Origin of the sequence: Paraburkholderia hospita (genome assembly GCF_002902965.1) — a bacterium.
GTDB classification, from domain to species: Bacteria; Pseudomonadota; Gammaproteobacteria; order Burkholderiales; family Burkholderiaceae; genus Paraburkholderia; species Paraburkholderia hospita.
The window spans coordinates 443,403-463,584 of record NZ_CP026106.1 but is presented as its reverse complement, the minus strand read 5'-3'; the positions used below and the strand labels follow the sequence as shown (position 1 = coordinate 463,584).

The 20,182-nt window shown below is 59.2% G+C and carries 21 protein-coding genes and 1 pseudogene; 9 read left to right on the top strand and 13 right to left on the bottom strand.

The window, feature by feature from the left end; all coding sequences use genetic code 11:
- Window positions 1–456 precede the first annotated feature (456 nt).
- Together C2L64_RS20470 and C2L64_RS53310 are read left to right on the top strand one after the other, a co-directional pair.
- Window positions 457–768 (top strand): DUF6966 domain-containing protein, encoded by a 312-nt coding sequence (locus C2L64_RS20470; protein ID WP_007590198.1) that lies wholly within the window; start codon window positions 457–459, stop codon window positions 766–768.
- A gap of 62 nt (window positions 769–830) precedes the next feature.
- Entirely contained in the window at window positions 831–977 is a 147-nt protein-coding gene (locus C2L64_RS53310) for a hypothetical protein (protein WP_158660531.1), read from the top strand.
- Window positions 978–1,626: 649 nt separating this feature from the next.
- Here the strand turns inward: C2L64_RS53310 and C2L64_RS20465 are convergent.
- The 6 genes and pseudogenes from C2L64_RS20465 to C2L64_RS20425 all read right to left on the bottom strand — a co-directional run bounded on the left by C2L64_RS20465 (window position 1,627) and on the right by C2L64_RS20425 (window position 5,959).
- On the bottom strand, window positions 1,627–1,830 hold the full coding sequence (locus C2L64_RS20465; protein WP_007590196.1) for a hypothetical protein: 204 nt from the start codon (window positions 1,828–1,830) through the stop codon (window positions 1,627–1,629).
- 527 nt (window positions 1,831–2,357) lie between these two features.
- Window positions 2,358–2,576 carry a hypothetical protein gene (locus tag C2L64_RS20455; protein WP_007590192.1) on the bottom strand — a complete coding sequence of 73 codons (219 nt, stop codon included), beginning with the start codon at window positions 2,574–2,576 and terminating at the stop codon, window positions 2,358–2,360.
- 488 nt (window positions 2,577–3,064) lie between these two features.
- Window positions 3,065–3,524: pseudogene (locus C2L64_RS56095) on the bottom strand (SDR family oxidoreductase); the annotation flags it as partial.
- A gap of 57 nt (window positions 3,525–3,581) precedes the next feature.
- Window positions 3,582–3,773 (bottom strand): hypothetical protein, encoded by a 192-nt coding sequence (locus C2L64_RS56310; protein WP_007590188.1) that lies wholly within the window; start codon window positions 3,771–3,773, stop codon window positions 3,582–3,584.
- Window positions 3,774–3,970: 197 nt separating this feature from the next.
- Window positions 3,971–5,551, bottom strand: coding sequence for an isocitrate lyase (locus C2L64_RS20430; RefSeq protein WP_007590183.1), 1,581 nt, complete (start codon window positions 5,549–5,551; stop codon window positions 3,971–3,973).
- A gap of 135 nt (window positions 5,552–5,686) precedes the next feature.
- Entirely contained in the window at window positions 5,687–5,959 is a 273-nt protein-coding gene (locus tag C2L64_RS20425; RefSeq protein ID WP_007590181.1) for a hypothetical protein, read from the bottom strand.
- 123 nt (window positions 5,960–6,082) lie between these two features.
- Here C2L64_RS20425 and C2L64_RS20420 point away from each other — a divergent pair, with 123 nt between their 5' ends.
- Entirely contained in the window at window positions 6,083–6,427 is a 345-nt protein-coding gene (locus C2L64_RS20420) for a hypothetical protein (protein ID WP_007590179.1), read from the top strand.
- Window positions 6,428–7,241: 814 nt separating this feature from the next.
- Window positions 7,242–7,979, top strand: coding sequence for an SEL1-like repeat protein (locus C2L64_RS20410; protein WP_007590175.1), 738 nt, complete (start codon window positions 7,242–7,244; stop codon window positions 7,977–7,979).
- Window positions 7,980–8,115: 136 nt separating this feature from the next.
- On the opposite strand, the gene C2L64_RS20405 is transcribed toward C2L64_RS20410, so the two are convergent.
- The gene (locus C2L64_RS20405; protein WP_007590172.1) at window positions 8,116–9,207 is read right to left on the bottom strand and encodes an IS5 family transposase; all 1,092 of its coding nucleotides are present in this window, start codon (window positions 9,205–9,207) and stop codon (window positions 8,116–8,118) included.
- 236 nt (window positions 9,208–9,443) lie between these two features.
- Window positions 9,444–10,406, bottom strand: coding sequence for a GlxA family transcriptional regulator (locus tag C2L64_RS20400; protein ID WP_086908614.1), 963 nt, complete (start codon window positions 10,404–10,406; stop codon window positions 9,444–9,446).
- 110 nt (window positions 10,407–10,516) lie between these two features.
- Between C2L64_RS20400 and C2L64_RS20395 the strand changes: the two genes are divergently transcribed.
- The 3 genes from C2L64_RS20395 (at window position 10,517) to C2L64_RS20385 (ending at window position 11,703) form a co-directional block, all read left to right on the top strand.
- The gene (locus C2L64_RS20395; protein WP_042309826.1) at window positions 10,517–10,819 is read left to right on the top strand and encodes a putative quinol monooxygenase; all 303 of its coding nucleotides are present in this window, start codon (window positions 10,517–10,519) and stop codon (window positions 10,817–10,819) included.
- Window positions 10,820–10,936: 117 nt separating this feature from the next.
- Window positions 10,937–11,239: a putative quinol monooxygenase gene (locus C2L64_RS20390; protein ID WP_042309826.1), complete on the top strand. Its 303-nt coding sequence runs from the start codon at window positions 10,937–10,939 to the stop codon at window positions 11,237–11,239.
- Between the two features lie 164 nt (window positions 11,240–11,403).
- Entirely contained in the window at window positions 11,404–11,703 is a 300-nt protein-coding gene (locus C2L64_RS20385; RefSeq protein WP_007589537.1) for a DUF1330 domain-containing protein, read from the top strand.
- A gap of 138 nt (window positions 11,704–11,841) precedes the next feature.
- On the opposite strand, the gene C2L64_RS20380 is transcribed toward C2L64_RS20385, so the two are convergent.
- From C2L64_RS20380 to C2L64_RS20360, 5 genes are all read right to left on the bottom strand, one after another.
- The gene (locus C2L64_RS20380) at window positions 11,842–12,129 is read right to left on the bottom strand and encodes an SOS response-associated peptidase family protein (RefSeq protein WP_322789413.1); all 288 of its coding nucleotides are present in this window, start codon (window positions 12,127–12,129) and stop codon (window positions 11,842–11,844) included.
- A 626-nt stretch (window positions 12,130–12,755) separates the two neighbouring features.
- Complete coding sequence (locus C2L64_RS56305) at window positions 12,756–12,839, bottom strand: hypothetical protein (RefSeq protein WP_407671836.1); 84 nt, start codon at window positions 12,837–12,839, stop codon at window positions 12,756–12,758.
- 271 nt (window positions 12,840–13,110) lie between these two features.
- The gene (locus C2L64_RS20370) at window positions 13,111–14,271 is read right to left on the bottom strand and encodes a PI-PLC domain-containing protein (protein ID WP_007589540.1); all 1,161 of its coding nucleotides are present in this window, start codon (window positions 14,269–14,271) and stop codon (window positions 13,111–13,113) included.
- Between the two features lie 521 nt (window positions 14,272–14,792).
- Complete coding sequence (locus tag C2L64_RS20365) at window positions 14,793–15,239, bottom strand: GreA/GreB family elongation factor (protein WP_007734360.1); 447 nt, start codon at window positions 15,237–15,239, stop codon at window positions 14,793–14,795.
- Window positions 15,203–15,574 (bottom strand): hypothetical protein, encoded by a 372-nt coding sequence (locus C2L64_RS20360; RefSeq protein WP_007734358.1) that lies wholly within the window; start codon window positions 15,572–15,574, stop codon window positions 15,203–15,205. The genes C2L64_RS20365 and C2L64_RS20360 overlap by 37 nt, the downstream gene beginning before the upstream one ends.
- Before the next feature lie 1,822 nt (window positions 15,575–17,396).
- Between C2L64_RS20360 and C2L64_RS20345 the strand changes: the two genes are divergently transcribed.
- Both C2L64_RS20345 and C2L64_RS20340 read left to right on the top strand, forming a co-directional pair.
- Complete coding sequence (locus C2L64_RS20345; RefSeq protein WP_007589548.1) at window positions 17,397–19,376, top strand: lytic transglycosylase domain-containing protein; 1,980 nt, start codon at window positions 17,397–17,399, stop codon at window positions 19,374–19,376.
- A gap of 408 nt (window positions 19,377–19,784) precedes the next feature.
- A complete protein-coding gene (locus C2L64_RS20340; RefSeq protein WP_007589549.1) occupies window positions 19,785–20,114 on the top strand; it encodes a hypothetical protein in 330 nt (109 codons plus the stop codon).
- The last annotated feature ends 68 nt before the right edge of the window (window positions 20,115–20,182 follow it).

Here is a 20,182-nt window from a genome sequence, read left to right as displayed (position 1 = left end):
AAACGTGACTCTGCAACGCCGCTGACCAATGTCGCAAAATCGGACGCCTGGAAGACCCCAGAGCGCCGCATGTGTTTTAAATTGGGACGTTGCGCATCCCAAGTCTCTGACGTGATGGAATAGAACCGCGCGCGCAAGATAGTTGCATACGCTTCTATGTCTCGTCGGCCGGAGCGGCAGCGCGCTCTTACGGGCCGGACAATCTACGTGACCAACGAAGTCAATCGGATAGCAGAACCGCTTTTGTGCTCCGATACGATCGACTATTTGCTGACACGGAACCTTCGGCTTCTGTTGCGCAATTGTTGTCGAGCGGCGGCGAGCGCCTAACGCTCAAAGCGTAAGACTCCAGAAACGGGCACTCGCCAACGTGGCTTAGGTCGTTGACAATCGGCTTGCTCCTGCGTTTGGATAAAGCATCACACTTGCAGCAACCCTCAATGTCGAGGAACGTTAATGCCTTCAGAAATAGACGCTCTTGCCCAAATGCTTGATCAGGCGGAAGCACTGCTTCGCTCCTACGGACAGGTTCGATGCGCGGAATGGTTGACCAAGGACGCGAGGCTGATTCGCTCTTTGGATGGCTATGGACTCGAACATTTGCTTTCCGCATACGGAGGAATGGGGAGCCTGAACGACGTCGTTTTGCAGCGAAGTAATGGTGGCGCCGGAGTGCTGCTCGACGTGTGCGACAAGGGGCTTTTCGATAAGCTTCGTAGCGAAATTTACGATCTTGCGAGGGGACTGAGAACGGGAAAATCGAAATGACTCAGCGCTACAGCTCGGAAACCTTGCAATGAACGGCGAGGCTCATCCGAGAGCGCTCTAACATGTCGGCTGCCCGCTCGGAGCAATTGGCTGCCGAAGCGCTGAACGGGATCGACGCACACGGTCTCGATCCTGACGATTGGAATACTGTTGCGGCCACTGTTGATGTCGTCGTTCGAACCTGGATTTCTGGCGATGCTGGTCAATAGGCAATTCATTACCGAAAGACGATGAATTCGACAGCGCGGATTAAGTCCTCAACTCGGCCAAGTTCCGTATTGGGAATCTCCGCATGACAATCTGCTCGCACTGTTCGTAAAGCATCGCGAAGCGCACCCCAATCGTCCGTTAGGCCACTTGTCAGTGGCCATGCGGAGAGCAGATGTCGCAAAGGGCGAACGGCACGACGTTCGCACCACGCATCAAATAGCTCGGAGCATCCTGCGTTGATCTCTTCTGGGGACATGGATCGGTCGGTAAGCAATCACTTTTGTTGATTATGCTGGCAATGATGCAATATTTGAATGGCCGCTGCTGGACAAGACGAAGCTCCCTTATCGGTCGACTTCCGACAACCCTACGCGACAAATCGCGGCGACGGCAGGCTACATCTCATAGCGCCACGTCGCCAACCTCGCGACGCAATTGTCGTGTATTCCGCGAACAATCGGAGACTGATAATCCAGTCGCCCCCCCGTCGGTGAATAGCATTGCTAGTTCGCCAGCGTCCTGCAGCAGTTCGATAGCCCAAACGGTCGTTGCGAGTTCTACGGACACACGGCATAGCCGTATGCTTTCAAACCAATCAAGCGAGACGCGTTTGGCAGACAACCAGACCTCCGCGTCATTTTCAACGGCTCACTTCATCGCATCGATCCGACGCTCCGCGTCGAAACGCGCCTCTTCGATCGCCTGCTCTGGGGTTGCCGCTGGCGTTTCAGGGTTTTTCCAGTAGATGGGCGGCTTCGTCAACGTGTATGCCCAGTCCCACCTTCCGTCCTTTTGTTGCGTCACATAAACGCTATAGGTGACTTCTTTGTACGAGAAATTGTTGCTGGTCATGACAGTCTCGCCACGGGTTTTGGATAAATCCTAGCATGACTGCCTATTACAACGAGATCGACCCATACGCCGCGCCGTGGCTGCGCAACCTGATAAAGAGCACCAGCATATGAGCGATCCATACGTCATCGACGGAGCCACGCAGATTTGATTCAGTTGCGGCCGCACGAGCGGCTACATGCTGCATCAGATCCTCGAAGCGAACGGCGGCCTGCCCGATGACTGCATCGTTTCGTACCAGAACACTGGCAAGGAGCGCGAAGAAACGATCGATCGCCCTCCGCGGAGCTGCAGCACGAAGCAGCGTTCTACGCGAAACAGATTCCGCTCGACCTCCAACAAACGGAAGGCGACGAAGCACTGGTCGACCACATGTGCGGCGACCGATCTAACCGCAAGGACAACGACAGCATGAACGAACAGAAAGTACTGGCGCGAGGCCGTTTCGCGGCGCTTTTCCGAAGCCGGCTCACGGAGACCGAATCATCGGCAAATCTGAGCCGTTTCGAGGAATCCGTACCCGTGCCCTATCCGGAGTTGTTGTCGCACCACTGCATCGCCCAACGCTGCGCCGCTTCGATCGCGTCCGCGTCGGAGGGATAGTCACCGAGGTCGCCCGAATATTTCACTTCGACGGAGTCTCCGGTCGCCGAGGCGCGCCGGTAGATCTTTGCTCGAGCGTAGTAACGGCCGCCTTCATCAAGAGGCGACGCGTTGATGTGAAACTCCCTATAGTCGAATTGCATGGCCGCCTCCGAAAAGTTGCTCTACTTGTCGTCGCGCTGGATAAGCTGCGGCCGGCCCGCCGCATCTGGACCCATGTTCACCAGGTTATTTCGGTAGTCACAGTCGCGACAAATAAAAAAGAATCCGCTTTCGTCGATTTGGGCTTCGACCTGATTGAACGAGAAGCGCGCATTGCAGTTTCGGCAAGTCCACATGGCTATCTCCGCCGCCGTTTGCGCCGCTTGGGTGGTTGCCTCCGAGGGTCGGCGCGGCAATTCAGGACTCTTGTTCTTTAAGCAGCTTGTTAGCAAGGGCGCGCGCTCCAGCTCAATGTTGCCCCGCGTTCAGCAGCACCCAGACTTGTTTTCGCGGCTCGCCTTTGAGGATACGCGCAAATGCGGCGCCGCATCGCGTGCAGGTGTAGTGCTGCGCGACCTGGGCGTCTTTCACTGCCCCGGCTCCGACCAGAGTCAACGTGTCGTGAGGACGGACGTCGCGGCAGCGACCGCTATTGAGGCGCCAGTTCTCCAAACCAGTACGATGCGGTGACACCACCGTCCATCAGAACGTCGCTGCCAGTGATGAAAGCGCCTTCGCGCCCCATCAGCAGCGCCGCGACATTTCCAACCTCGTCCGGCGTGCCAGCACGTTTCGCCGGGCAGCCGTCGATCATGCGTTGATAGCCTGCGCCGCGTGGACCAGACAATTCGTCTTTCGCCAGCGGAGTCATGATGATGCCGGGACTAATCGTATTGACCCGCGCGCCGCGCTTGCCCCAACGAACAGCCTCGAACATCACGCGTAGAGAGTTTGCCCGCTTGGATAGCTGATAGGCATGGAGAGAATCCTTCACCTGATCGAGCCGAAGTAGCTTCAGATTGAGAAGGTCTTCAACGGGCGTCGTCGCCAGGGCGTTGTTCTGTTCCGTCGTCAGCGGACGGCAGACGATGCCCGGATTGCGATGCGATGTCAACAGAGCCAGAATGATAACGCCAGCAAAACGTTTCATATTTCGTGGGTGGATATTACGGACGAGCGAGAGCGGCCAGCAACTCGGCGAGGTTTCCTTGCCCTGCAGAGTCTTCGAGCAGACCAAGGTAGACGCGGTTGTATAGTTGGTCTTGACGGGGGACAGGAAGATCGAAGCGAGTACGGACGATGGCCTGCGCAGCATGATGCGCGGCGCTTGCAATCTGTTGAGCGGTCTCTTTGTCCATGTCTGCGCTAACGGCGCAGCAGGACAAAACTTGAAGTGTGAATTGGACAATTTGCGGGCGTCCGACTTTTTAACCGGAAATGGCGCACCCAGGAAGAAAGGCCCGAGAATCGGCGGGCCGAATGCTGCGAGCTATCTCGCAGCATAAAGGAACGCCAACCCTCTTGGGTTGGCGTTTTGCTTGGGGTATTGCTGGTATCAGAACTGGTTCATGGTGTTGTCTTTGCCTGCTGCCTTCAGGGCTGCTTCGCCGCTGAAATACTCCTTGTGGTCGTCGCCGATATCCGAGCCGGACATGTTCTGATGCTTGACGCAGGCGATGCCCTGACGGATCTCTTTACGCTGCACACCGGCCACATAACCCAGCATGCCCTGGTCGCCGAAATATTCCTTGGCCAGGTTGTCGGTCGACAGTGCGGCGGTGTGGTACGTCGGCAGCGTAATCAGGTGGTGGAAGATACCGGCTTCGCGCGACGCGTCGGCCTGGAAGGTCCGGATCTTTTCGTCGGAGAGCTTCGCCAATTCGGTCTGGTCGTATTCCACGCTCATCAACTGGGCGCGATCGTATGCCGATACATCCTTGCCCGCGGCCTTCATCGCGTCATACGTCTGCTGACGGAAATTCAGGGTCCAGTTGAACGAAGGGCTGTTGTTGTACACCAGCTTGGCGTTCGGGATGACCTTGCGAATCTCGCTGACCATGCCGCCGATCTGGGCGATGTGCGGCTTTTCGGTTTCGATCCACAGCAGGTCAGCGCCGTTTTGCAGCGCGGTGATGCAATCCAGTACGCAGCGTGCTTCGCCCGTGCCGGCGCGGAACTGGAACAGGTTGCTAGGCAGGCGCTTGGGACGCAGCAGCTTGCCGTCACGCTTGATGATGACGTCGCCATTGCCCAGTTCGTCGGCCGACAACTCTTCGCAATCGAGGAAGGAATTGTATTGGTCGCCCAGGTCGCCCGGCGTGCTGGTCACGGCGATCTGCTTGGTCAGGCCGGCGCCCAGAGAGTCGGTACGGGCCACGATGATGCCGTCGTCCACGCCCAGCTCCAGGAAGGCGTAGCGGATGGCGCGAATCTTGGCAAGGAAGTCCTCGTGAGGCACGGTGACTTTGCCATCCTGGTGGCCGCACTGCTTCTCGTCGGACACCTGGTTTTCGATCTGAATGCAGCATGCGCCCGCTTCGATGAACTGCTTGGCCAGCAGATAGGTTGCTTCCGCGTTGCCGAAACCCGCGTCGATGTCAGCGATGATGGGCACGACATGGGTGACGTGGTTGTCGATTTTTTCCTGGATCGCGGCCTTGGCAGAGCCTTCAGCAGCATCCAGCTGGCGGAACAGGCCGCCCAATTCACGGGCGTCGGCCTGGCGCAGGAAGGTGTACAGCTCGCGGATGAGCGCGCTGACGGAGGTTTTTTCGTGCATCGACTGGTCCGGCAGCGGGCCGAACTCGGAGCGCAGCGCGGCCACCATCCAGCCGGACAGGTAAAGGTAGCGGCGCTCGGTGCTGTTGAAGTGTTTCTTGATCGAGATCATCTTCTGCTGGCCGATGAAGCCATGCCAGCAGCCCAGCGACTGGGTGTACTTCGACGGGTCGGCATCGTAGGCGGCCATGTCGGCGCGCATGATTCTGGCGGTGTACCTGGCGATGTCCAGGCCCGTCTTGAATTTGTTTTGAGCACGCATGCGCGCGGCATACTCGGGGTTGATGGCATTCCAGGCGCTGCCGTGATTCTCTTTCAAACCAGCAACTGCCTTGATGTCGTCTTGATATTGGGCCATGTGTATCTCCTAAGAGCAAAGCGCGTTTGTCTAAATCGTTCAGCTTGTCGCTACGTCTTTCGAAGCGAGCTGCATGACTAGATAGTAGCGCCGTCTGGGCAGAGTCTTATATAAGACATAAGACATAATTTACTATTATATTTCAAGGAGATACGCTCCAAATTTTGCGATGTAAAACATGTTTTCAAGCGGCAAAATGATGATCGCGCGGAAACTCGATGTAAATCCCGCAATGTGAAACGCACTTTCGCTGCCGGAGACGGGACAGCCACCGATGTCTTGACCAATGATCGCTAGCGGGATGATTTTGCAGACGTCTGTTTTCGAAGAGCCGATCCGACGCGCGATCACACGCGCTGCAGAAGCCGCCAGCTTTAACCGTGCGCGGAGGTCGCTCAGCTGAGCCATTCGTGTCAATGATCCCCAAAGCTGTGTTGAATGTTCCAAACTGCCCGATCCGGCTAGGTCGACTGGCCGACTCGCTTCACCAGCAGCCGCACTGTGATCAGTCCATTGCCCGTCTGGGGATCAATGGGCATCTACGACCTGTACAAGCCGTTCCGCAATCAGCTGAGACCGCTCGCGCTGCGCTTATCCCTCGAGCGCATCTGGGCCTGTCAGCGCTTGGCTGATGTCTCAGGCGTAGTGAAAATTTCGGTTCGCCAAGGGCAATGGTTCGAACTCTATGTCTGGGAGCTTCAGCTGCTGTGCCGCGAAATCCTGCTGCACGCCGACAGCCGCGACGACACTTTGTTCAGCGTCGACGGCCTCCTCGAACTGGTGAACCATGTCCGGCGAATCGACCAGGGCATCTCCGAGCGCAGTGTCACCTCGAGCGAAAGTGCGATGAGCGCTCTTCATCCGCTGATCCACTAACAGGTGCGCTGGCAGCATGTCAATCATGGAGCCGCGATCTTTCGCGCGTAGCACGTGCGCCCGAGAAGATCTGAGGCCGTCAATCCGTGATAACTGTCTCCTTATCACGGCAATCACGCTTGCGATGATCGGTGATCGGACCGGTGTCGACCCATCCCAGCCGTTCGTTGCTGCACATGACCGATGGCTGTTAGCGGAGTGGAACGGTCATTCCGCGCCGGCACTCGCCGACAAGTCATCGGCCTTTGCAGACATTGGGGAGGTCTGGGTTCTATGTCAGCAACGTGGCAGGTTGTTGACGCTGGCGGCACCGAGCAGCCGGACGGCAGCTTCCCGCATCAGAGAATTCACGCTCTCGACCCTGACCCGTCACCCTGGCTCCGTGCGCCGCAATGACAGCTTCCGGGGCGCAACGGACACTCTCCTCTCCGAGTTGGTCGGCAAGTTGTCGGCCAAACCCGCCGTTGGCACGAGCATCGGCCAACGGCTGCTGTGATCAGCATTGCCGACGTCGGCCCCGCGACAAGTTCGAACGGCGGCTTGGTTCCCGTTGGGAGGTCAGCAGACGACCCTCTCCGGCCGCTCGAGCCCGCGAAAGGGAATTGGCGGCTTCCAAGGTAAAAGCGTAGATTGTCAATTATGACTGCCCCCCGTGCGACAACTATCATGGCCGGTCCGTGATTAGCCACATTAAGGTTGCCCGCAGCACACGGAGCCTCTTGGTGGACCTGCCGGCTCGTCACTTCAGGTCCGAGTTCGGGAAAATATGTGACCCCGTTTCCCGTTTCTGCTCACCCTGAGATTAGGAGAAGGCATGCGTATCCACTTTCAGAGCACATCGATCCCGACACGGGCCGCCGATCGGCTCAAATACCGCCTTTCGCTAAAGGAATCCCAGGCGCGACAGGTGACCTCCGAGGTCTTCGGCTATAAAGACTGGGCCGACCTCCACAGCAAGCTGGGCACCAAAGCAGCCTCCGCGCTCGATGAGGCATGTGACGGCGCGACAGTAACCGAGAGGCGCGTATATCAGGCGTCGCAATTGGCCGCATCGTTAGTTGATCTTCACGGTGAATCCGCGGACGACTTTGTCCGATGGTGGCGACCATCGGCCGCGCATGCGCAAGAAGAGTGCGGGGACCGGCCACAAACGCCGTTCGCAGGCTCAAAGGATGATCTGAATTTCCAAGACGCGCTGAGCACGCTGGCACACGCCGCCCACGATCCCGTTGGCCACTTCGAACTAGCGCTCATCGCTGGCATACACGGAACGAAAAACGAGAGCTCGTTGAGGTTTGTAGAATCGCTTGCTGATGAGTTGCTAAGCGGCAACCGAACCCGAGAGCCGGAAGTGGCCCGTCACCTCCTCGAGGCTTTGGCGGCGCGAGGGCTGCCCCGGTCAATACTTAACCTCGCGACGAGTTTGACGCTTGGCGACGGTGGCCCAAAAGACGAAAACAGAGCCGCTGATTTGCTCAAGCAGCTGGCTGAATCTGCTTCAACTCCCGATGAGCTGAAGCGGATTGCCGAATCGCGCCTAGCAGGCCGTTGAAATACCCATCGATCGGATTCAGGCCGATCTCGCAGATGACATGAATTCGCGCAACGACACCGAGATTTTGTTGCGTGGCGCCGGATTCAGCGCTGGCATCCGTCCGGCGAGCGCATTTCCCGACCGATTTCTTGCATTACGCGCCCTCTGGACGCGCAAATCCCAACGCTCGCAGTCGCGTCAGGTTGTAGGCTGCCATCGTCAGTGTGAGCAACTGATCGACTTTCTCCAGCCCCCGCACCATCACCTGTCGAATTGGCACGATCTGCTTACCCCAGCCGAAGCACTGTTCAATGCATTTCCGTTTGCGCTGGCTCAGCGCATAGCCGGGGTGTCGCGTTGTCCGGCCGTCGATGGCACTTCCGCCCGTTCGCTTCGTATTACGTGCGACGTGCGGCGTCACATTGTATTCACGGCAAGCCTTCACAAATCCACGTGTGTCGTACGCCTTGTCCGCACCCACCGTAATCCGCACGCCCGAACCCGATACATCCCGTAGCATGTCCGCCGCCACTTCGCGTTCCGCCCGGCCATTCGCTTCGCTAGCCTGAACGTTCACCACCAACCCATGCCGGTTGTCCGTCAGCACATGGCCCAGATAACTCGGCAAGGCTGGCGCGGCATGGCTCTTGCGATAGAGCCGACTTTCTCCGTCACTCTTCGACTCATGCGTTTCGTTGCTGCGCGATTCGCCATGCCAGTTGCCCGGCGGGCGATCATCGTCCCCGCCATCCTTCCGGCGGATGCTCTTGTGGCTGGCCCACGCATGAATCATGGTGCCGTCGACGCTGAAATGCTCGCCCGACAGCAAGCCGCGTTTATGTGCCGTTTCCACTGTCGCGTTGAACAGGTCGGTCACCGCATCGAATTCGATCAGCCGATCCCGGTTCTTGCTGAACACCGAGTGATTCCACACCGCTTCCTCAATCGACAGGCCGACGAACCAGCGAAACAGCACGTTGTACGAAATCTGCTCGACCAGTTGTCGCTCACTGCGGATGCTGTACAGCACTTGAAGCAGCATTGCCCGCATCAGTTTCTCCGGCGCAATGCTCGGACGGCCGCCTTTGATGTCCGCTTCGTACATGGCCGAGAACTTCGTATCCATCTTCGACAGCGCCTCGTTCATCCACGTCCGGATCGGGCGCAGCGGATGAGTCTGCGGTACGAACTCCTCCAGTCTCACGGTGCTGAACAGGGATTCGTTGTAGCTGTCGGTGCCTCGCATGCGCTCTTCGTGTCTCTGGATCGGATGGCTATATCGTGACGGATCGGCGGGGGTATTTAAACGGCCTGCTAAGGCGCTTGCTCCGTTCGGCGCTCGACCTCGGTGTAGCCCTGCATGGCCAGACACGGTAGCTTCCATGTTCGTTTGGTGCCTTGCTCGAGCACCGTGGCCTGGGTGTCACGCATCGCGATGATCTTGCCGCGACGCATCTGACCGTCGCGGCCTCTTCGAGTAGGTTAGAGCGTCGCACGCAGATCGCGCACGCTCCGTCCAAGCTTGCGACGAAGTAGCCCTCGCAGAGTCACACCGTCGGCGTAGCCCACTTGCTCGGCCACACGATCGACGCTTTCGTGACTCGTCTGGAGCAGATGCACCGCGTGCTCGACGCGTAAGTCCTGGAAGAACCCGAGGGGCGTCTTGCCGAGCGTGCTCTGCAGGCGCCGCGCCAGGGTGCGCTCGCTCGTTCCGACCGCAGCCGCAGCGTCGGCGAGATTAAAGCCCTTCGAAAGATTGCGACGCGCCCATCCCTCGAAGCGCTCGACCAAAGGGTCGGCGTGCGCTAGGTGATCGGGGATGGCGTAGGCGGCCTGCGATGCGCGCGAATCGACCAGCAGGTAGCGAGCCGTGAGCGCTGCAAGTGCGGGGCTTCGACGCCGCACGAGCCCAAGCGCCAAGTCGACGTGTGCCAGGGCTGCTCCGGCTGTGACGAACGGCGCTGAGACGATGAGCATGCGTGAGTCGTCAAGCGACACCTGCGGATAGCGACGGCGAAACAGCGGCGCGAGCCACCACGATGTTGTTGCCGTGTGTCCGTTCAGAAGTCCCGTCTCTGCGAGCAGTAAGGTCGCCGTGCAGGCGGCGCCGATCCACACCTCGTCGTTGGACTTGGCGACCATCGCTGCCTTGATGTCACGTAGCTCTGGCTGCTCGAGTGCGGCCTCAATAGCATCAGGCGTCACCGGTCCAAGGGCAGGCGTGACGATCGCGTCCGGCCGAGACTGCCGGTCGATGGACTGCACTGGAACGATGAGTCCATTGGCGGTTCGAACGCGTCGTCGGACGCCAACCACCGTGACGTTCAGAGGCGCAGGTGCAGGGTCCAGCATTGGGGCGAGCTGGTTTGCGTAATTCAACGTGTCCACGATTGCCGAGAGCCCGAAGTCCGCGACGCCGTTGATAGCAATAACATGAATGTCCATGGCAGGAATTATATCCAAAAAGGCAAATTTGCCACTTATTGTGAGCGACCATGCTCTCTAAAGTACAGGCTTCTTACACACATTCCCGCATACGGGACGAAAGGAAAATCATGATCAAGCTCGCAATCCTCGCGACGATGGAAGCCAAGCCGGGTAAGGAAGAGGCCGTCGCCGAATTCCTGGCTGGCGCTAAGGGGCTCGTGGAAAAGGAGGCGTTCACCGTCACCTGGTTCGCGATCCGCACCGGCAAGTCGACGTTCGCCATCTTCGACGCGTTCGACAACGAAGCCGGCCGCAATGGTCACCTGACCGGTCAAGCCGCCGCGGCTCTGATGGCTTCCGCCAAGGATCTCTTCGTTCGCGATCCGGTCATCGAAAAGGCGGATCTGCTCGCCTTCAAGCTGCCCGCGTAATGGGCATGGCAGGAACCATATCAAAAAAGGCAAACTTGCCACTTATTGTGAGCCACCAAGCTCTCTAAAGTACAAGCTTCTTACACACATTCCCGCATACGGGACGAAAGGAAAATCATGATCAAGCTCGCAATCCTCGCGACGATGGAAGCCAAGCCGGGTAAGGAAGAGGCCGTCGCCGAATTCCTGGCTGGCGCTAAGGGGCTCGTGGAAAAGGAGGCGTTCACCGTCACCTGGTTCGCGATCCGCACCGGCAAGTCGACGTTCGCCATCTTCGACGCGTTCGACAACGAAGCCGGCCGCAATGGTCACCTGACCGGTCAAGCCGCCGCGGCTCTGATGGCTTCCGCCAAGGATCTCTTCGTTCGCGATCCGGTCATCGAAAAGGCGGATCTGCTCGCCTTCAAGCTGCCCGCGTAATGAGCATGGCAGCGTGACGGAAACGACAATAGTGCCGATGAAGCATGCCGCCTAGAGTTTAGCTCACTGGAACGCGCCTTTTCTGGCGCGAAAGCCGGTGATGGTTCCCTCGACCAGGCAGTGTGTGCCTCGTTGAGCGATTTCACTTAAAACAGAGGTAAATTATGAGTGCTTATCTGATCTTCGTCGTGCACAGTGCTCACGACAAAGCATTGCTCCAGAAATATCGCGATGAAGCGATCCCGGTCGTTAAGAGTCAGGGCGTGAAATTCTTTGCCGGGCCCGTCATCAGCGCCGCGCTGGAAAATGGCCCCGTGGACTCCAGCGTTGTCCTCGAGTTTCCGACCGTCGAAGATGCGCAAGCTTGGTACAAATCCCCTGAGTACGCACCCCTCAAGGCAATGCGTCAGGCCGCGGCCACGAGCACCACATTCATCGTGGAGTCGTGGCCCGAGGGGCTCTAACTTCCAAGTCCCTCCGACACGGCGGTCGTCATGCCCCAGCTCGAGGGTTAGTTGATCGGCAGCATCGCTACGGCGCTCGTATGTGGGGCGCCGTAGCGCACCTGTCGGCGAACCGGAGCGGCCGCCCACGGACTCCGGTTAGGGGCGTAGAAAGTCTCGGGTGTCGTCTGCGCCGGCGGCCAGCCAGTCGCCATAAGCGCCGGCAGGCAGAATCACGACCATGCGCTTTTCTTCGCCAGGGCGGTGATAGTTTTGAAAAAGAGAGCGCTGATCTGCATTAATCGTCAGCATTGTGTAGCTCTCATGCCACTGGCCCGCGGTATCTCTGTATCTGTCCCACAGACCTGCGATGCCCAGCGGCACGCCGTCTACGTGGGAAAAGCGTGTAGCCACGGCACGTCCGCTGCGCCAGTCCGGCTCATACACGGCCTCGACCGGAATGATGCATGCTGCCCGTGGCGCCAAGCATTGCCGAAAGTGAACGACTTTGCGGCCGTCTCAGATCGAGCATTGAACGTGGAGAGCTTTTCAGCTTTGGCCAAACCGTCAGCGCCTGTGCGTGAGCTGATTAACAGGCCGTTGAAATACCCATCGATCGGATTCAGGCCGATCGATGGGTATTTCAACGGCCTGCTAGGCAACGCCTAAGCATCAAGCATCCCGCGGGAACCCAGTACGTCACATGATCGTCGCAGACGTGAGCGTTCATCGTCGCGGACTGGAGTGGCCGTTTTTGGTGCGGAGCAGACCTCTGAGCGTCCGAGCAACGGTAGGAGCGAATGGCTCTTCGTGGCCGACTGTACTCATTCACAGAAGTCGCCGTAGAGCTGCCGTTGAAATCTTCAACGGCAGCTCTACGGCACCTTCATTGCACTGGACAACCTGTCCGTTCAATGATCAGCGAAACATGCCGTTGGAGCGGCTGGAATACTAGCGGAAGCTGACGGATGAACTACGTAGACAATTCGGCTCGCCGAGCCGCCAGCGGCCGCCATATTCGTTTCCGAAACAAGCCTAACAGCAAGACCAATAAGCCGCGCGCAGCCCTTGATTCATCTTCCGCGCGAATGATTCTTGTGAAAACGGCTCGTGAGCAAGGCGGTGCTTCCGTCGTCTACAGCCCACAGGCTGCTCACCCGTGCAGGGGCACCCGCTTGCAGAAAGCCGGCTGGTAAACCCAGATATTCATCCGGCAACGCGCTCACGTCGGTAATTCGTAAGCGACCGGCAATCCCGTCTTGACGCGGCGGCAAGACCTCGCTGCCACTGCTCGTGGTCCATTGCAGGACGGCGAGCGGAGCCGATAGATTCCCAGCATGTTCACTTTTCGTCCGCGATGGAAGGAAGGGCCTGGGAAAGCAATTGAACGCGAAGTTGCCGGTCTCCACTATCCGGGGCCGGTGGAACTCAGAACAGACCGGCCCGCTGCTGGCGCCGGCCGCCGCCCTGGCCCTGCGCCAGCTTGCGCGCCTGCTCGATCTTGCGTGCGGTCTGAGTGAGCTCCGTGGTCGCCTTCATGTTCAATTCGAAGATGAACTTGCCCTTGTCGATGTCGGCGAAATCGATCATGACGATGTTGGGCATGAAGACCTTCAGCGCGACACCGTTCGTGTAGTCGGTCGACGAGACGTAGGTCGGCAGCCGCGATTCGATCGCCTCGCCGAAGCCGGCCATCCACAGCTCGGTGAGCGCGGTCGGACGGTTGTCCGGCCCCCACATGGTCGAGTTACGCTCCCGGATGCTCCGCTTCAGGCCGGTGGTCGTCCAGTACATCATCCCCATCACCTCGGGGTCGGAGTTGAGGGCGCCGATCTGCATCAGCCCACTCTGCTTCTCGATGTTGGACGCGATCTTGCCCATGTCGCTGTCGCCGTTGAGCGCGTTCGTGCCGCCCTTGCCGACGTATTGCAGGCCGTCGTAGCTGCTGTTATAGCCGGTGCCGTCCGCGAGGCGCTTGCAGCCCCAGATCCCGGTCGACGAAAGGTAGCCCTGGCCGGCGACTTCGTCGATGCCCTTCTGGGTGAAGAGCACGACGACGTGCTTCTTCAGCTGGTCGAGCGTCTTCTCGTTGAGGCTGCCCGTGCCCGTGAAGAGAGCGGCGCCGAGCTCCCGCACGCAGATCTCCGCGATGATGGCCCAGTTCGTGCATTTGTCGAACTTCAGGAGCAGGAATTCGCTGGTGTTGTATTTCACGAAATCCTTCGCCTGTTGCAGCATGTCCACGAGCCGCATGCCGAACGCGCCGTCCAGCGGCAGCTTGGTGGTGGTGACGTCAACCTTCCTGCCGCCCAGGTCGAAGACGGTCTTGTCCTTCTTATCCTTCTGGTGCATCAGCTTCGGGTCGGCATGGAAGGCCTTCAGCATCACCGGCGAGGAGGACAGAGTCGAACTCTTGGTTGCCGCGATCCGCAGGTCGAATAGGCGCACGCCGGCCTTAGCCTGCTCGAAGATTTCGAGGTCCTGGGTCTGGACGTTGGCGTCGCCGCCCGTGATGCCCGCGTCGTGGCTGCCGGCGAAGACGATGTCGCAGAGCCGCTTGCCGCCGCCCAACGTGTGGTAATTGATCATGGCCGTCGTACCTCCGATAGAGAGAGTGCGCATTCCACGCAAACCGAACGCTCATTCCATGTGTAAGCGACCGTGCAATCCACAGTTATCCGAACGCGCATTCCACGCGTGAGCGAACGTCGGACGTGGCGATGCGGGTCTGAGCGTTTTTACTCCGACACTTCCTTGCTGGTCAAATCATTTCGGCGTTAGCTTGCCTCGGATTCACTGCCAAGATATTCGAGGACCTGCATTGCGAGATCGCCATGAGAGTCCGCTGAGTTTCGCACAAGAGGCTGGAACAAAATACCGCGAAAAGTGGGAACAAAATCGTGCACCAGCAACGTCACCACCACTGGTACGAAAGACCAGATGGCCGTTGCACTTTTGGAAGCAGTCATTGATACGGCGCTTGGTCTAGCGGCCGCTAAGGTTCGGTTTGGTCTGTTCGCCGTCGGCCCGGGGGCGGCGATTTCAGCCCGGTCGCTGCCCGATGATTGCAACTGCCCGGCTCCCCCCGAGTCGGGTGGTAGCCAAAGGCGTCACTGAGCGAAGTGGCGGCTCTCCGGTTGCAGCAGTATCGCTTTGATAACGTAACGGATCTGCACGCCGCTCGGTGGTCGGCACACTACGGTCTGCCCACATCGTGCACCCAAAAGTGAAATGCCGGCAGGCGACAGCACCGACAGATGTCCCATCCGATAGTCCGCCTTGTCGGGATAAACCAGCGTCCAGCGATGTGTGTCGGCACCGTCGAGTACCGCGCATTCAATCATCGTGTTCATCGTAACGACGTCAGGCGGTATCTGCTCGGGGGCGACAAGTAGAGCGGTGGCCTCAATCGTCTCCACCATCGCTCGCTGCTGCGATGTCGCCGTCGGCAGATTGATGCACGCTTTCAGTTGAGCCAGATCGCTTTCGGACACGATGCGCTCATTTTCCGCAAGCGTCTTCATATCAGTGAGAGAACAGGTTTGGGGGAACAGCACGATTGCCTCCGGCAAGAATAAAGATTGCAGATGTCTGAGCATCGACTGTCATCCCATATCTCCAGCCAGGACTCATCTTGAAAGATCAGCCGTGTGGCCGTGCCCGATCGATGCACGCGGCGCACGACATCCCGGTTCACGAACGCGCCAGGACGCTCATCTGAAAAGACCACCTGCATCAGTGGAGCCAGGCGCCGGGTGACCTCGGCAAAGCTCGCGTACGTCGAAGGCTTCGCGGCACCGAGCCAGTAGAGTAGTGCTGCTGTCGGGTTGCCTGCGTCCCGCAGCACAAAGCGAAGCGGCCGCGCGACCGACAGTGAGGTGAACGTTTGCATGAGGACTACTCCCCGCTTCCGCGAGCGGTGTCAGGTCTGCCGTCCATGATGTCGGTACCCATGGCTCGCTCCACCACTTTTTGCAGTCGGTGATCGACCCATATCCTTCCCCATCGTGTCGCATACCCTAGCGCCTCCGCCGCCGTGTAGAAATAGTCCAGGGCGCGAAATTTACATGATGAGGAGTCCGACTGTTCAATAACAAGGTCGGCGGCGTATAGATCGGTGTTCGCACGCCGCGCATGGACTGAAAGGCGGTAGCCCTTATATGTCGAGCAGTAACCCAATGGGGCGATGTGTCGCGCCTGCGGCGCAGGCCCCTGCATATCTGCAGGCCGATTTGCGAACTCGATCGCGAGTGTCTTCCCGGCTTGAACAGCCTGCAATGGATGCTTCGCTTGCATTCTCATGGCTTTCCCAGTTTTCCAGCACGTGGTTAGCCCCGCCGCAATCGCAGCGCGGCAGCAGGCCGCGTTAGCAGCGTGACGGGAGGCTGTTGGACGCGACACACGACTGCGCGCTACTTGCCTCGCCTGCCAGGAAAGGCGCGAAGCAATGGCGTCGTGTACCGTCAGGTCTGGTAGGAGGCCCGGCTCTTCGCTCTTATTCGAAGCGCCGGGCGAAGGTAAGTGCTGACTTGTCCGCGGGAAGAACGCGGCTCCGTGTGCGTTTCACAGTCCCCGGGTCTCGTTGCCCGCACGTCTCCTCTTCGGCTAGGCCCCGAGAACGGAAACACACCAGGACAGGAAGACTCAGGAAGAAATGCACTGTTATGGCCTCAATAGGATCGCTCGTAAGCGACCGAGGATGTAGACAGCCTCATTAAAACCCGACTGTCAGGAGTTTGCAAGCTTTGATTCGACTGCTCAATCACCGCTCAGCGTATCCGGCGGCGAATTTCGTTTGCGCGCTTCATCTTCTCTGCCAGATCAGCTTGCAACGATTCGGCCTTGAACGACAGTTGTGGAAACAAAGTTTGCACAACAGTTCTCCATCAATAAGTCACTGAGCCGCCTCGGACCCTATTGTTGCGGCTACGACAGGCCGAGAGGCTGAACGGATCGATCCGAGTCGGGCGCATGAGGCACAGTTCGGCCAGGAAGGGACGGTCGAGGGCCTGCTCGAGATCGTCGACAATCCGACATTCTTGGATCAATAGGTAATGGAAAAATGCGGGTTATCGTTGCGCTGGTTGCTTTCCTGACCAGCGGCCTTGCCTGGGCCGGCTACGACGTGCACATAACCCGGAAGGCTTTCTGGGGGGATACGTCGGGCACGAGAATCACACTCGATCAATGGAAGCGTACGTCCAAACCGACCCGCAAGTGGCGAATGATCCTGCGAACGGACCGGCGCTTTTGACGTAGAAAAATGGTTCAGGCCACACGCCATTTCATATCGCAATGCAACGAACCCGCCTGCAATCAAACCCTTACAGGCCTTCCACTACAAGTTGTCCACAGCTTCATCCACTTTTTCTGTGCACAACTTTCATCGAAGTGTCATGTGATAGGGAAAAATCCGGGCGAAACAGCTAGCTGCCAGCATGAAGTCAATGGAGATAACCTGGAAAGCCCGGCTCACGGCGGATCCCGGCCACAACGGCCGACACCGCATTCAAGATCTTCTTGATCTCAGTGGCGAATCCAGCTCCAGCCCTGCGCCACGAAAAAGCGAACACGCCAGTGCCGGGCGGTCCAGACATCCGGCTCGCAAAGGGCCGAATTGCGGGCGGAGTCCAGTGTTTTTCGAAGCTTCGCTTCGCCGAATTGAGGCCTAAGCTTTGGCTCAATTTCTGCACCGAAACAACGAAAAAACAGCGATGTCCAAACGACTTCACCGGGTGTCTCGCACGGTCGGTTTTGCCCTTGCCGCCGCGACATTCGTCATGTCTGGCACGGTGCTAGCCAGACATCCCACCCGGCTCTCCCCGTTTTCCGCCGACGATCAGATTTTCATCAAGTTGCATGATGCCGCCCGCGACAACGATCCCGCGCGTGCCGCGCAACTGGCGAGCCTGATCCAGAATTTTCCGGCGCCGGCTTATCTCAGCTATTACCAGATCAAGCCGCGTCTGTTCAACGGCGCAGGGCATGCGAATCTCGACGCGCCGGACGCACCGGTGCTGTCGTTTTTGCAACGCTACGACGGACAGGCGATTGCCGACCGTCTGCGCAACGACTACCTGCGCGTGCTAGGCGCACGCCACGACTGGCACGATTTCGATTCGCAATATTCACAGTTCGTCCTGGACGACGACACGCAGGTGAAGTGCTATGCGCTCGAGTCGCGCGCCGCGCGGGGTGTGAACGTGGCCGACGCGGCGCGCGCGCTGCTCGTCGAGCCGAAGTGGTACGGCGACGGCTGCGTCGATCTGATCGCCGCGCTCGACCGTAACCAGCAGTTCACTTCGGAGGATGTCTGGCAGCAGATTCGCCAGGCCTATGAACAGGGCGCGACGACGACCGGCCGCAGACTGGTCGATGCACTGGGCGCGGCGCGCCCGGATCCGCTGCTCCTCGAGCAGGCGACGAACCAGCCGCGTCTGCTGCTCGCGAAAGGCGTCCAGCTTGACGCAGCGTCCCATCAAATCGCGCTGCTCGCCCTCACGCAGGTGGCGGCCAGCGATCCGGCGGCGGCCGCGGCCACCTTCACCGCGATCGCACCGGCGCTTACCCTGGCGGAACGCGGTATCGGCTGGGGCACGATTGCCTATCAGGCGGCGACCCGGCAGTTGCCAGGCGCGGTGGACTGGTACCGGCTGTCGGCGAACGCGCTCCTGTCGAGTCAGGCCTACGAGTGGCGCACGCGCAGCGCGCTGCTGGCCGGAGACTGGACGATGGTGCGCTGGTCGATCGAGCAGATGCCGGCCGCGCTGCGCGCGCAACCCGCGTGGGTCTACTGGTACGCGCGCGCGTTGAAGGAAAGCGGGGATGCGGCCGATGCCGCGGCGGCCAACCAGGCATTCGGGAAGATCTCGGGAACCTACACCTTCTATGGCCAGCTGGCATCCGAAGCGCTCGGCCAGAAGATCGTGGCGCCACCACAGACCAAAGTGACCGACGAGGAAGTTGAGAAGGCCGGCCAGACACCGGGCTTCGAGCTGGCAAGACGCTTTTATGCGCTGCAACTGCGCACGGAAGGCAACCGTGAGTGGAACTGGCGGCTGCGCGGCATGACCGACCGGCAACTGCTCGCAGTCGCCGAGTACGCACGCCGCATCGAGCTCTATGACCGGGCTGTGAGCACCGCCGACAGGACGCAGACCGAGCATGATTTTTCGCTGCGCTACCTGGCGCCGTTCCGCACGATTGTCGAGCGCGATGCGCAGTCCACCGGGTTCGGTGTCGAATGGGCGTATGGCCTGATTCGCCAGGAGTCGCGCTTCATCATCAATGCGCGCTCGGACGTTGGCGCAGGCGGCCTGATGCAGGTGATGCCGAACACCGCGGAGATGGTCGCGAGGAAGATCGGGCTCGGTACGATCTCGCGGGCGAGGATGAATGACATCGACACGAACATCCTGCTCGGCACGTATTATCTGTCGATGATTTACAACCAGCTTGACCGTTCTGCCGTGCTCGCGACCGCCGGCTACAATGCCGGCCCTGGGCGCCCGCGTAAGTGGCAGGCCAACCTGCCACGTCCGGTGGAAGGCGCGATTTTCGCGGAGACGATTCCGTTCAACGAAACCCGCGACTACGTCAAGAATGTGTTGTCGAACACGGTCTACTACGCGGCGCTGTTTGATGGCCGCCCGCAATCGCTGACGGAGCGCCTTGGCCATATCGAGCCCCGATGACATCGTGCGCAACACTGCCGCGCTGACCGCACGTGCGCGGTGGTTGCGGCTACATACGCGACACTGAACAACGATCCATCTATCTCTTGATTGCCTTTCAACGGGGAACCGAGAAAGTGAAGTTGAATTCCGCGAGCCGCGACGTTGCGATACGGTATAGCCAGCGGTCTTTATATCAAGTGGCCGCATCCGACTCGCCACGCCCACCCTCCCCGGCGTCACCCGCAATGCCCGCTGGTCGGCCTTATGTAAAGCTTCCCATAAGGCCGAATCCCGGCCGCCCCTCGGAAAGACGGTAGGCTGGCGCACAGACTATCCGCCCGAGCCAACAGAGAATGGCCTTGACGGGGGCGTGCTTACATCCGCGTCTGGAGATCCCTGAGGTTCGTGGCCACGAAAGGAAAAATCATGAACCGTCGACTGATTGCCGCTGCTGTCTTTGTCATCCCGTCGGTGTCGCAAGCATTCCAGCCAATCCCTGTTCCCGAATGTCACGCGGCAGGCCGGGATGCTCCCGCTCAGGAGACGATAGACGCCGCAAAGTGTCGGGCTCGATGGCTGATTGCGGGGGCGTATAACCGAACGGAAGGCAATGCGATGAATGCCGTTTCAGAGTGCGCGGGCACATTCGACGAGGTTCTCAACCATCGTTTGACAGAGGGGGTGTCCCACGACGAACTGGTCGTGATGTGCGTCGACACTGCCATGCACATGGGCATCATAAAACCCGAGCAGTGAAGCAGATACCACCGCCCGGCGAGGTCGGTCAAATGCTGGATAAGCGTGACCAACGCTGCGAGAACATC

What these genes read in the sequence shown, in the direction of transcription:
- C2L64_RS20470 (WP_007590198.1), top strand. Translation starts at nt 457, where the DNA reads ATGCCTTCAGAAATAGACGCTCTTGCCCAAATGCTTGATCAGGCGGAA.
- C2L64_RS20370 (WP_007589540.1), bottom strand. Translation starts at nt 14,271, where the DNA reads ATGATCAATTACCACACGTTGGGCGGCGGCAAGCGGCTCTGCGACATC.
- C2L64_RS20430 (WP_007590183.1), bottom strand. Translation starts at nt 5,551, where the DNA reads ATGGCCCAATATCAAGACGACATCAAGGCAGTTGCTGGTTTGAAAGAG.
- C2L64_RS20410 (WP_007590175.1), top strand. Translation starts at nt 7,242, where the DNA reads ATGCGTATCCACTTTCAGAGCACATCGATCCCGACACGGGCCGCCGAT.
- C2L64_RS20360 (WP_007734358.1), bottom strand. Translation starts at nt 15,574, where the DNA reads ATGCAAACGTTCACCTCACTGTCGGTCGCGCGGCCGCTTCGCTTTGTG.
- C2L64_RS20345 (WP_007589548.1), top strand. Translation starts at nt 17,397, where the DNA reads ATGTCCAAACGACTTCACCGGGTGTCTCGCACGGTCGGTTTTGCCCTT.
- C2L64_RS20400 (WP_086908614.1), bottom strand. Translation starts at nt 10,406, where the DNA reads ATGGACATTCATGTTATTGCTATCAACGGCGTCGCGGACTTCGGGCTC.
- C2L64_RS20385 (WP_007589537.1), top strand. Translation starts at nt 11,404, where the DNA reads ATGAGTGCTTATCTGATCTTCGTCGTGCACAGTGCTCACGACAAAGCA.
- C2L64_RS20390 (WP_042309826.1), top strand. Translation starts at nt 10,937, where the DNA reads ATGATCAAGCTCGCAATCCTCGCGACGATGGAAGCCAAGCCGGGTAAG.
- C2L64_RS20465 (WP_007590196.1), bottom strand. Translation starts at nt 1,830, where the DNA reads ATGACCAGCAACAATTTCTCGTACAAAGAAGTCACCTATAGCGTTTAT.
- C2L64_RS20420 (WP_007590179.1), top strand. Translation starts at nt 6,083, where the DNA reads ATGGGCATCTACGACCTGTACAAGCCGTTCCGCAATCAGCTGAGACCG.
- C2L64_RS20340 (WP_007589549.1), top strand. Translation starts at nt 19,785, where the DNA reads ATGAACCGTCGACTGATTGCCGCTGCTGTCTTTGTCATCCCGTCGGTG.
- C2L64_RS20405 (WP_007590172.1), bottom strand. Translation starts at nt 9,207, where the DNA reads ATGCGAGGCACCGACAGCTACAACGAATCCCTGTTCAGCACCGTGAGA.
- C2L64_RS53310 (WP_158660531.1), top strand. Translation starts at nt 831, where the DNA reads ATGTCGGCTGCCCGCTCGGAGCAATTGGCTGCCGAAGCGCTGAACGGG.
- C2L64_RS20455 (WP_007590192.1), bottom strand. Translation starts at nt 2,576, where the DNA reads ATGCAATTCGACTATAGGGAGTTTCACATCAACGCGTCGCCTCTTGAT.
- C2L64_RS56310 (WP_007590188.1), bottom strand. Translation starts at nt 3,773, where the DNA reads ATGGACAAAGAGACCGCTCAACAGATTGCAAGCGCCGCGCATCATGCT.
- C2L64_RS20395 (WP_042309826.1), top strand. Translation starts at nt 10,517, where the DNA reads ATGATCAAGCTCGCAATCCTCGCGACGATGGAAGCCAAGCCGGGTAAG.
- C2L64_RS20425 (WP_007590181.1), bottom strand. Translation starts at nt 5,959, where the DNA reads ATGGCTCAGCTGAGCGACCTCCGCGCACGGTTAAAGCTGGCGGCTTCT.